This window comes from Sphingobacterium thalpophilum (genome assembly GCF_038396785.1).
Classification (GTDB): Bacteria; Bacteroidota; Bacteroidia; order Sphingobacteriales; family Sphingobacteriaceae; genus Sphingobacterium; species Sphingobacterium thalpophilum_A.
Map to the genome: position 1 here is coordinate 2,669,413 of NZ_CP151087.1, position 11,032 is coordinate 2,680,444.

The window sequence follows — 11,032 nt, forward strand, 5'->3', positions numbered from 1 at the left end:
ATGATTTTTCGAAGAGAATAACTTTGTTGCCTTGATCAACCAAGCAATAGGCAGCCAATCAAATCAATACTGATATAACCATGGATACGCGAAGAGATTTTTTAAAGAAAGCAGCTATGCTTGCTGGGGGAGCTTCTATCTCCCATGTTATTCCATCCGCCATTGCGAAAGCGATGGCTATAAATCCAGCATTGGGCAGCACGTTTTATGATGCCGAGCATATTGTTTTATTAATGCAGGAAAACCGTTCATTTGATCATGCCTTTGGAACACTACGTGGTGTAAGAGGCTTCAATGATCCTAGAGCTATCCGTCAACCCAATCGGAATAAAGTCTGGTTTCAGACGCAAAAATCCGGCGAAACATTTGCTCCCTTCCGATTGGATATCAAAGATTCGAAAGTCACCTGGATGGGTTGTCTTCCCCACAACTGGACCGATCAAACAGATGCACGCAATAAAGGCAAGATGAACAAATGGCTGGATGTAAAACACTCCGGATTTAAAGAATTTTCGAATCTACCGTTGACCATGGGACATTATAACCGCGAAGACATTCCATTTTACTATTCTCTCGCGGACTCTTTCACAATCTGTGACCAACACTTTTGTTCGAGCATCACCGGCACGAATCCGAATAGGCTTTATTTCTGGACCGCCAATATACGGGAAAATCTTACAGGAAAGGCCTTAGTTTGGAATGGAGACTCCGAGTTTAGCGGGAAAGCAACATGGACAACTTTCCCCGAACGCCTTTCGGAATTAGGCGTAGACTGGAAAATCTATCAAAATGAAATTTCTTCAAGCAGCGCTGGCTATAGTGGTGAAGCAAACAGCTGGCTCGCCAATTTTGGTTGTAATCCGATGGAATACTTCCCCCAATATCAAGTCAAATATCATCCACGCTATCGTCAGCTCCTGAGATTAAAAAAAGAAGATCTCGAACGTAAAATTAGCGAAACAACAGCTGCCGAAGCACTTGAAAATTTAAAGAAAAATCTCAAACATATGCTAGAAGAATTACAGCTATATACTGCCGAGAACTTTGAAAAGCTCGATGAGCGGACAAAAGATATTCATCGCCGTGCCTTTGTTAACAACAGTGCACAGCCTGATTATATGGAATTGGAAACAATGCATTATCAAGAAGGGGGGCAACAGCGCGAGTTACAGATCCCTAAAGGAGATGTCCTGTACCAATTCCGAAAAGATGTCGAGGAAGGTAAACTTCCAAGCGTATCATGGCTAGCTCCACCGCAGCTTTTTTCTGACCATCCCGATTCTCCTTGGTTTGGCGCATGGTATGTTAGTGAAATCATGGACATTCTTACCCAAAATCCAGAAGTTTGGAAAAAAACAATTTTTATACTCACCTATGATGAGAACGACGGGTATTTTGATCACTTTGCACCCTTTACAGCGCCGAATCCTGATGATACAGAAAGCGGAAAAGTATCAGCGGGAATCAATCCTGGGTTAGAATATGTACGCCGCGATGAGCAATATTATCCTGAAAGCGGAAGAGAAAGCAATATCGGTCTTGGCTATCGTGTACCGATGATCATTGCTTCTCCATGGACCAGAGGCGGTTGGGTCAATTCGCAAGTGTTTGACCATACCTCTAGTTTACAATTCCTGGAGAAGTTTATTAACCACAAAATCAAGAAAGATATAAAAGAAACCAACATCAGCAGTTGGCGGCGTACCGTATGTGGAGACTTAACTTCGGCATTTAGGCCCTATCATTGCGAAACCATTAACAAACCGATTGTATTAGAACGGGAACCTTTTATCCAAGAGATTCACCAAGCCAAGTTCAAAGGCCTTCCCATGGGCTTCAAAGCGCTCAGCGCAATGGAGATCAAACAAATAGAGGAAGACCCCAGCAGCTCACCGTACTTCCCAAAACAAGAAAAAGGGCTCCGGGATTCATGTATCCTTCCCTATGAACTTTATGTGCATGGGGAATACCAATCCAAAGGGGATTACTTGGTCACATTTGAAGCTTCAAATAAAATTTTTGGTAAACAGGCCGCAGGCGCACCATTTACAGTTTACCATGCTGCTAGCTACAAAGGAGAAGTTGGAACCTCAAGAAATTATGCTATTTCTCCTGGAGATCGTCTAACGGACCAATGGTCGTTAGACGCCTTCGACAAAAAAATGTACCACCTCGAGATCTATGGCCCAAATGGATTTTATCGAGCGTTTAAAGGTGACACAAACAACCCAGAGTTAAAGGTCCGCTGTACCTATGAAAAAAGTAAAAATGAATCCGCGTTTACTGGGCGTTTGTCTTTTTCATGTACAAACAATGGGAAAACAACCCAGCAACTTGTTTTCGAGGATATCAGCTATGGAAAAGAAAAAAGGAGTCTGCAACTTAAAGGTGGGCAATCCATTAGGATACATTTTGATTTGGCTAAGCAAAACTTTTGGTATGATTTCCGCCTCACCTGCACTGGTTTTCTAAACTTTGAGGAACAATATGCGGGTCGTGTCGAGATTGGAAATGCGGGAAAAAGTGATCCTCTATTAAGCCGATAAACAAAACGAATGGGAGCATTAAAAAAATGTTCCCATTCTTATAACATCTTCCTGGAATAGGTAAATTTCAGGAATTAAATTACATACGCTGTTATCCGATAAAGTGTTCCGAAAAAAGATCGAACACACTGTACTATTCCTGTATACGACGAGCGAGATGATAGAATCCTTTGTACAATAAAATTGCCCCAACAATCAAAAAGATAGCTAACAAATACGAGCTGACTGGATTGATAAATAATAAATACATAACTCTGGTAATTTTTGGTTTTTCATTTGTTACTACAAGTTATAACATTTATCCAAAATATTACAAAAAAAAATTACATATTTTCTTTATTTTTGCTTCGATGAAGAAAATTGCACTATTTATCGGCTTATTTTTCTATTTGCTTGCAGCAAGTGGTGCCTCAGTGCATCTTCATTTTTGCCAAGGGGAAACAAAAAGTGTATCGTTATCGGAAAGCCATAATATGGCCTGCCCTCTTTGTGCCAAGTCTGCAAAAAAAAAGCAGAACCACTGTCATGAAACAGGAAGCTGTAAAGATGTTAAGATCGAAGCACAAAAGGTCGATCACTTCAGCCGAGTAACACAAAATCTTGATTTTAACACTTTTTCTCCCGTAATAGTTACGCTTCATTGGATACTTAATTATTATCATTTCTCTGGCGAAGAAGACGATTTCTCTAAACTAAAGTATACTGATTTTGCGAGCGACAATAGACAGACCCCACCTGTTTTTATTCTCAATCAAAATTTTAGAATTTAATATCACCTCTTTTCACCGAACGCAGTTCATTTCCTTGAATTGACCGAAGTCCAGTATAGTTTTTATATTTTGTGAGAACGGCAGACTGTCATTCCCAACATTGGTCTTTCCGTAGCTTATCACGGAACAAAAAACAGTGGATTTTAAATCATTCAGCAAAATAGTAGTAGAACTGAAAAAATAAATCCGTACCCATTAAATGTGGTTGCGTGGTATCATGAAGGTAAAAATTAAATGCTAGTTGAAGCGAATACTCTTAATTAAAATGATGAATCAAATTTTCAAAAAAATATATACGACAACCATTCTATGCTTATTTTTTCTGGCATTTGTACAGGCACAGACCGACAGTACGAGGACTCTTACCGTGGCTGGGAATTGTGCCATGTGTAAAAAACGTATTGAAACTGCCGCAAAAATGCATGGCGTAGAAACGGCTGTTTGGAATGCAGGAGACAACTTATTGCAAATCAAATATAACCCCCAAAAAGTTCAACTGGAGACAATCAAGAAAAATATTGCTCAAGTTGGTCATGATGTAGACAACTTAGTTGCCACTGATGAATCCTACGCTAAACTCCATGAATGTTGTATGTATCCGCGATTGGAAAATGGCAAGATACCCGAAAAGAAAACTATAACAACCGATAACCATGACCATCCACATACAGTTACCGGTGTTGTCGTTGAAGAAAACGAAAAGGGGGATCTTAAACCTATTATTGGCGCCAATTTACACTGGGCCAACCTTCCAACCAAAAACACAAGGACAAACGAAAATGGTGTTTTTAAATTGGATCATAAAGAAGGGTTCAACAAATTGGTTGTAAGTTATGTTGGGATGAAACCTGACACCATCACCGTCAAAGATCTCCATGAAGTCATCATGATTACAGCAAAGGGAAATGTGTTGATGGAAGTCGAGGTTAAAGGAACACGACGCTCAAATTACATCGACCGTATGACACCTGCACGACTGGAAGTTCTTACAGGAAAAGAGTTATTCAAAGCCGCTTGCTGTGATTTAAGCGAGAGCTTTGAAACCAATGCCTCCGTCGATGTCGTCAGTGCTGATGCTGTAACAGGCAGCAAACAGATTCAAATGCTGGGCCTTAGTGGTATTTATACCCAATTAACCGTTGAAAATTTACCCGGACCTCGTGGGCTCGCTTCTCCTTTAGGTTTAAATTCTATTGCAGGAACATGGATTGAATCAATTCAAATCGCGAAAGGTATCGGTTCCGTAGCCAACGGTTTCGAAAACATGGCCGGACAGATCAACGTCGAATTGAAAAAACCTCAAAATTCAGAAAGATTGTTTTTTAATGCCTATGCTAACAACATGGGACGCACAGATGTCAACTTAAATCTTTCACAAAAAATTGGTCAGCATTGGTCCACCGCAGTTCTGTTGCACGACAATTTCATGTACAATAAATCCATGAACTTTAGTCACAACGGGTTTAGAGATATACCCGTTGGCAATCTATTCTCTGGTGTCAACCGTTGGTTTTATGAAAATGGAAAAGGACTTATGGTACAATTTGGGGTAAAATATCTCAATGACGACCGTACGGGCGGGCAGATTGATTTTAACGAAAAGACAGATAAGGGTACAACGAATCGCTATGGTTTAGGGTTTGATATTGAACGTGTAGAAGGTTTCGCTAAAATTGGTTACGTGTTCCCCGAAAATAAGCACCGCAGCATAGGTCTCCAGCTTGCAGGGTCAAATTACAATCAAAAAAGCTATTTTGGGCTCAATAACTACAATTCGGACCAACAAAATGGATATGCTAACCTCTTATTTCAAGATATTATCGGTACAGTCGCTCACAAGTATCGCGTTGGTGCCTCCATTAATTATGACAATTACAATGAGTGGTATTTAAAAGATCAAAACTTCAAAAGGAAAGAAGTGGTTTCGGGAGCATTTGCAGAATATACCTATAGTCCATCAGAAAAATTTGATGCCATTATCGGTCTCCGCCAAGACTATAATTCCCTGTATGGTTGGTTTACAACACCACGCATCCATTTACGTTATGCACCGATTGCGGGAACAACGGTTCGAGCTAGCTCAGGAAGAGGTCAACGTACAGCAAATATATTTGCAGAGAACACGGCAGTATTGGCTAGTAGCAGAAAATTGGTTATCCAATCGCCTAATATATACGATAAAGCTTATGGCCTACAACCCGAAGTCTCCTGGAATAGCGGAATAGCGATAGACCAAAGTATGCGAATCTTTGGACGTGAGGCTTCGGCATCCGTTGAATTTTTCCATAACAGCTTCTCTAATCAGATCGTGGTCGATTACGAAAATCCCCGAGAGATCAATTTTTACAATTTGAATGGGAAGTCTTTCTCCAATAGCTTACAAACAGAATTTCGCTTTATGCCAGCACCACATTTTGAAACGAGATTGGCCTATCGTTTACTTGATGTCCAAACTGATTTTGAGAGTGGCAGAAAGACCAAACCGCTATTGGCCAAACACCGTGGTTTTGTCAACCTAGCTTATAATCACCATTCTGGCTGGAGTGTAGACTATACGTTGAATGTAGTTGGACAAAAACGCATTCCGTCAACAGCAGAGAACCCCGTTGAATATCAAATGCCTACAGCATCAAAAGCTTATGCGACCATGAATGCGCAGATTAGCAAAACTTTTGGGAAAGAGAAAAACTTCACTGTATATGTGGGCGGAGAAAATCTGTCTAATTATTTCCAAAATATGCCAATACTTGCAGCGGATCAACCCTTTGGAAACTATTTTGATACTTCGATGCTTTGGGGACCATTAACAGGACGCATGTTCTACACTGGGGTTCGTTATTTCATCAAATAACAGCTCAGCTAAAAAATCAAGGAATAATAAAAAAGCGGCATTTGCCGCTTTTTTACATTAACTTTTTCAATTCTTGATAAAGCTTTGCCGTTGGCAATCCGACCACATTATTATATTCTCCCTCTATTTTTTTTACAGCGATTAAGCCGATCCATTCCTGTATTCCATAAGAACCCGCTTTATCTAATGGTGAAAATTTAGTAACATAATGATCGATTTCATCCGCATCTAATTCGTAAAAATAAACAGTTGTCGTTTCGACGAAAGTACTAATCTTACCCTCCCATGAGATCGCTACAGCAGTCAACACCAAATGTTTCTTACCAGACAAGTTTGTTAGCGTTGCTCGGGCTTCCTGTTCATCTTTGGGTTTACCTAAAATTTCGCCCTTATCCGATACGACAATAGTATCGGCACAGATAACCAAACAATCGTCTTTATCCCCAAATGCCTCCGCTTTACGAATAGCGATTTGGCGAACGACCTCTGCAGCGGATAAATTCGGATCCACGTATTCTGCCGTTTCCCGAACGTCGACTTCAAATGTCAGCCCAAGCCCTGCTAACAGCTGTTTTCTCCGTGGAGATTGAGACCCTAATATAATTGTTCTATTTTTTAGATTTTTCAACATCCTTATATACTTTTTACTGTTTCATCCTCATACCAATTGCCCTGTACTTTCATGACCTTTTCGATCAATTCACGCACAACTCCCTTTCCGCCACAAAAACCAGACACATAATGCGAAATTTTCTTGATCTCTTCTACTGCATCTGCCGGAGAAACAGCTACGCCAACAGACTTCATGCAGCTAAAATCGGGGATATCGTCACCGATGTACATCAACTGATTTAATTCAAGCTTGTAATCATAAGCAAGTTCTTTCATTTTAGACAGCTTGTCAGTAACTTTTGAATATACTTCTTTGATTCCCAATCCTTTCATCCGCTGCTCTACACCCTTCGAACCTCCACCTGTGATGATAAAAATAGGATAGCCTTTCTTGATCGCCAACTGCATAGCATAGCCATCTTTTATATTAAATGTACGTAATTGATGCCCTTCTTCATTAACTTGTACAGTACCATCAGTCAATACACCATCTACATCCAATACAAATGCTCTTATCGCTTTAAATTCGGTCAATACCATAAAAATTTATTTTTGTAAAAGTAAGGCATTTCGAGTAATAATTCGCGTAGCGATACTGATCTAATTGACCGGGCTGTCAGATAATTATTCAGTTAAGCCAAAATATCATTTGTGTGTCACAACATAGTTGTATTAGCAACTTATTCTCAAAAATATTTGGATGCTACTGTATATTTACCGTATCTTTGTAGAAGATAATTAAAGGTTATCTCGCTATGAAACACTAACAGCAAGCAATCAGAAGAGTTATTTACTTGAAGCTTGCATAAGATTAAAAAAAACAATCATTTTTAGTTTTCATGGCACAACACGGCAACTAATTTAGTTTAGAAGCCCTTAAAGAGTCTTTTCATAATTTAGGTTTATAATTGGTTAGTAACGAACCCTGGTGCCCATCATCAGGGTTTTGTTTTTATAAGCATTTTTTCTTCTTCTATTTAATAGACTTGACCGAACCATGGATCAAGCAGAATTCTTGGGGGAATACAAAAAATTTCCTAGTTTAGTTTGTTTAATACAGATATCCCTTGCAAGACGCCGAACGTAAATTACTTTCCCTATTGATGCCCGAAGGGCTATTGGAATACTTTCAGATTTTAGAAGTCGATCAGGTTGACAATCAGCTCCACATTTATTTAGATGAGCTTAATATTGCTCCAACGGGCTATGAGAACAGCAAGTTGGGGATCATGTACAAAAGTTGTGGAGGGGATAAAAAATAATTAGATATTTGTGCTTTGATATTTATACAGATGCACGAATCTTTTAACGCGTTAATGCCCTTAATTATTCCCGAAGGAGTTTCCGATTATTTTGAGATGACCCACTATTCCAAAGAAGAAAAAAGACTGGATATCTTTCTGGAGGAACTCAATAATACACCTGAAGAATATCAAGGCCAGAAGTTGATTTCCAAGGGGTTTTTCGAACCCGTTACCCTTCAAGATTTTCCTATCCGTGGCATGCAGGTCTATCTTCATGTCAAGCGCCGCAGGTGGCTCAACCAGGATACCGATAAAGTAGTCTACAGAAATTGGGAACTAGTAGCCAAAGGGACGCGCATCACACAGGATTTCGCAGCTTTTTTAAAAGGTATCAGCGGACAACCAGGCTCATAGCATTCAGACCATCAGTTCATTCTATGGGATATCAGCCAGTAAACTAAGGAGATACTACCGCAATAAACTGAGCGGTTTCCAGGATTGGGAGCATCGCGAAAATGCGCGAGATGGATTGACCTTCCCACAGAATGTCAGCGGCCATCTTTCTATTGACGAGACCTGCCTATCCCATGGCGAGCTCTATACCGTTGTCACCAATAAAGAAGCACGGGGCAAAAAAGGGACCATTGTAGCCATACTGAACGGGACAAAATCAGAGAACATTATCCCGATCCTTCAAAAGATCCCACAGAGATTACGAAATAAAGTTCAAGAGATAACGCTTGATTTAGCCGGTAATATGGGATTGATAGCCAAAAGATGCTTTCCCAATGCTGTTCAGGTAATAGACCGTTTCCATGTTCAGCAACTTGCTAACGAAGCGCTTCAGGAAATAAGGATAAAGCACCGCTGGCAGGCCATTGACGATGAAAATCAAGCAATTGACCAAGCACGAAAGAATAAGGAAACCTATTTTCCGGAAGTCCTATCCAACAGTGAAACCATCAAACAGTTACTTGCAAGAAGCCGATACCTGCTTTATAAAAGTGAACATAAATGGACTTACGAGCAAAGAGAAAGGGCTGCTGTACTCTTTGAGCGATATCCCGATATTGAAAAGGCGTACAGGCTATCCCAAGAACTCTCTTGGATATTCAACACCACCATAGATAAGATCTACGCCTTTACAAGGTTGGCAAAATGGGCGGATAAAGTGGAACAGGCCGGCTTCAAGTCATTCAACACCGTCTCCAGAACCATAAATATCCATCACAAAAAAATATTGAACTACTTCGACAACAAGAGTACAAATGCTTCAGCAGAATCTTTCAATGCAAAGATAAAAGCTTTCAGAAGTCAGTTTAGAGGTGTAGGTGACATCAATTTCTTCCTGTTCAGATTGACCAAATTATTTGCGTAGTCCACAGGTTTTGAAACTGATCCCAAGTTGGAGTCAAAGGGCTTTATGCCTTCCACAGAGATTTCAGACTTTCCCATTAGAGGTCAGAAAGTTACTCTACATATCCGCCGCCGCCGCTGGACAGTGTTAGATACGGGAGAGATTATCACAAGAGATTGGAACCTGGTGCGTGAGGGTACTCGAATGACGACTGAATTCGGGCTTTTTTTAAAGAAGATATTTGGATAACTATCCTGTAAGTGCCCAATTGGTAGGGTTATTCTTCCAGATGGACGGCAAGCAACTTCAGGATCAATACAAGAACCATCTCAGTGACTTCCATGACTGGGGCCAAAAGCCACATGCACAGCGATGGACTCTTTTCCCGGGGAACATCTCTGAACGCTTGAGCATCGATGAGACCAGTTTTAGCAACGGTGAATTATATACCATTGTTAGCAGTAAATCGGCAAAAGGAGGTAAAGGGACGATCCTAGCGACTATCAAGGGCACCAAGGCCGAAGATATCATCACTGTTCTTGAGTTAATACCTTTACGTTCAATGAATAAGGTAAAGGAGGTAACTATGGATATGGCGCCGAACATGGCCAAGGCAATCCGTAGATGTTTCAGGAATGCCAGGCGTGTGGTCGACCGGTTCCATGTTCAAAAGTTAGCTTACGATGCAGTGCAGGAACTTCGTATTAAGTATCGTTGGGAAGTATTGGATGCGGAAAGCAAGAAGATAATGGAATCGCGAAAGGGAGGAATCCCATATGAACCCGAGTTGTTGCCTAATGGAGACACGCTCAAACAGCTACTGGCTAGATCCAGACACCTCTTGTTCAAGCACCCAAGCCGATGGTCCGAAAACCAGAAACACCGAGCTGAATTGTTGTTCATGCGGTTTCCCAGGCTAAAGCTCGCTTATGACCTTGGAATTGCCCTGGGTGACATATTCAATAAATGCCAGGACAAAAAGATAGCATTTACCAAACTGGGACTGTGGCATAATCAGGTTGAAAATGCGGGCATCGCTTCATTTGAGAGCGTGGCAAGATCCATTGCAGCGCATCATCAATACATTCTACACTACTTCGACAATAGAAGCACCAATGCTTCAGCAGAATCTTTCAATGCAAAGCTCAAAGCGTTCAGGAGTGTCTTTCGCGGCGTAAGGGACACCACATTCTTCCTATATAGAGTAATGAAATTGTATGCTTAAAAACTTCTCCTCCCCCAAACTTTCGGTATGATCCCGAACCATCTCCCTACCAACATATAGCTAAAAACAATTTTCAATCAATTTTTAGACAGTGATCAGTCACTGCTTATTCAGTTTATACTGAGTGATCACTGAACAAGCACTGAACAATTACTGAACGAGCACTGAACAAACACTGTTAAAATGCCTAATTTGATCACTACTTGATCCCTACTTGCCGCAACTCAGAATTAAAAGACAAAAAATGGTATGAGCTACGCTTACGTAACAAAAAATCGCTATTGCGCGGCAATCGATTATTTTGGGATGCCCCTTGACTGTTTATAGGTTTGTTTCTATCCTGACTTTTGATTATTTTAGGAATAGCAAGTTTTTTTGTTATTTTACATATATCTTTTTCCCCAGGTACGATCGAAATACAATACCT

At 40.5% G+C, this 11,032-nt stretch carries 10 protein-coding genes; 8 read left to right on the forward strand and 2 right to left on the reverse strand.

Translation table 11 applies throughout. The features are described from left to right. Nucleotides 1–80: 80 nt before the first annotated feature. From AACH28_RS11875 to AACH28_RS11885, 3 genes are all read left to right on the forward strand, one after another. Nucleotides 81–2,546, forward strand: a complete 2,466-nt coding sequence (locus AACH28_RS11875) for a phosphocholine-specific phospholipase C (RefSeq protein WP_341833025.1) — start codon at nt 81–83, stop codon at nt 2,544–2,546. A 350-nt stretch (nt 2,547–2,896) separates the two neighbouring features. Further along, nucleotides 2,897–3,316: an HYC_CC_PP family protein gene (locus tag AACH28_RS11880; RefSeq protein WP_341833026.1), complete on the forward strand. Its 420-nt coding sequence runs from the start codon at nt 2,897–2,899 to the stop codon at nt 3,314–3,316. A gap of 265 nt (nt 3,317–3,581) precedes the next feature. Continuing rightward, nucleotides 3,582–6,167, forward strand: coding sequence for a TonB-dependent receptor domain-containing protein (locus AACH28_RS11885; RefSeq protein ID WP_341833027.1), 2,586 nt, complete (start codon nt 3,582–3,584; stop codon nt 6,165–6,167). 52 nt (nt 6,168–6,219) lie between these two features. Here AACH28_RS11885 and AACH28_RS11890 read toward each other — a convergent pair whose 3' ends face one another. Both AACH28_RS11890 and AACH28_RS11895 read right to left on the reverse strand, forming a co-directional pair. Continuing rightward, on the reverse strand, nt 6,220–6,798 hold the full coding sequence (locus AACH28_RS11890) for a Maf family protein (protein WP_341833028.1): 579 nt from the start codon (nt 6,796–6,798) through the stop codon (nt 6,220–6,222). A 2-nt stretch (nt 6,799–6,800) separates the two neighbouring features. Then, complete coding sequence (locus tag AACH28_RS11895) at nt 6,801–7,319, reverse strand: HAD family hydrolase (protein ID WP_286896804.1); 519 nt, start codon at nt 7,317–7,319, stop codon at nt 6,801–6,803. Nucleotides 7,320–7,846: 527 nt separating this feature from the next. On the opposite strand from AACH28_RS11895, the gene AACH28_RS11900 reads away from it, so the two are divergent. The 5 genes from AACH28_RS11900 (at nt 7,847) to AACH28_RS11920 (ending at nt 10,605) form a co-directional block, all read left to right on the forward strand. Next, on the forward strand, nt 7,847–8,041 hold the full coding sequence (locus tag AACH28_RS11900) for a hypothetical protein (RefSeq protein WP_341833029.1): 195 nt from the start codon (nt 7,847–7,849) through the stop codon (nt 8,039–8,041). A 30-nt stretch (nt 8,042–8,071) separates the two neighbouring features. Next, nucleotides 8,072–8,437, forward strand: coding sequence for a transposase (locus AACH28_RS11905; RefSeq protein ID WP_149525777.1), 366 nt, complete (start codon nt 8,072–8,074; stop codon nt 8,435–8,437). A 115-nt stretch (nt 8,438–8,552) separates the two neighbouring features. Beyond that, on the forward strand, nt 8,553–9,401 hold the full coding sequence (locus AACH28_RS11910; protein WP_341831486.1) for a transposase: 849 nt from the start codon (nt 8,553–8,555) through the stop codon (nt 9,399–9,401). Between the two features lie 27 nt (nt 9,402–9,428). Then, nucleotides 9,429–9,629, forward strand: coding sequence for a hypothetical protein (locus tag AACH28_RS11915; protein ID WP_341833030.1), 201 nt, complete (start codon nt 9,429–9,431; stop codon nt 9,627–9,629). Continuing rightward, entirely contained in the window at nt 9,622–10,605 is a 984-nt protein-coding gene (locus AACH28_RS11920) for a transposase (RefSeq protein ID WP_341833031.1), read from the forward strand. The genes AACH28_RS11915 and AACH28_RS11920 overlap by 8 nt, the downstream gene beginning before the upstream one ends. Nucleotides 10,606–11,032 lie beyond the last annotated feature (427 nt).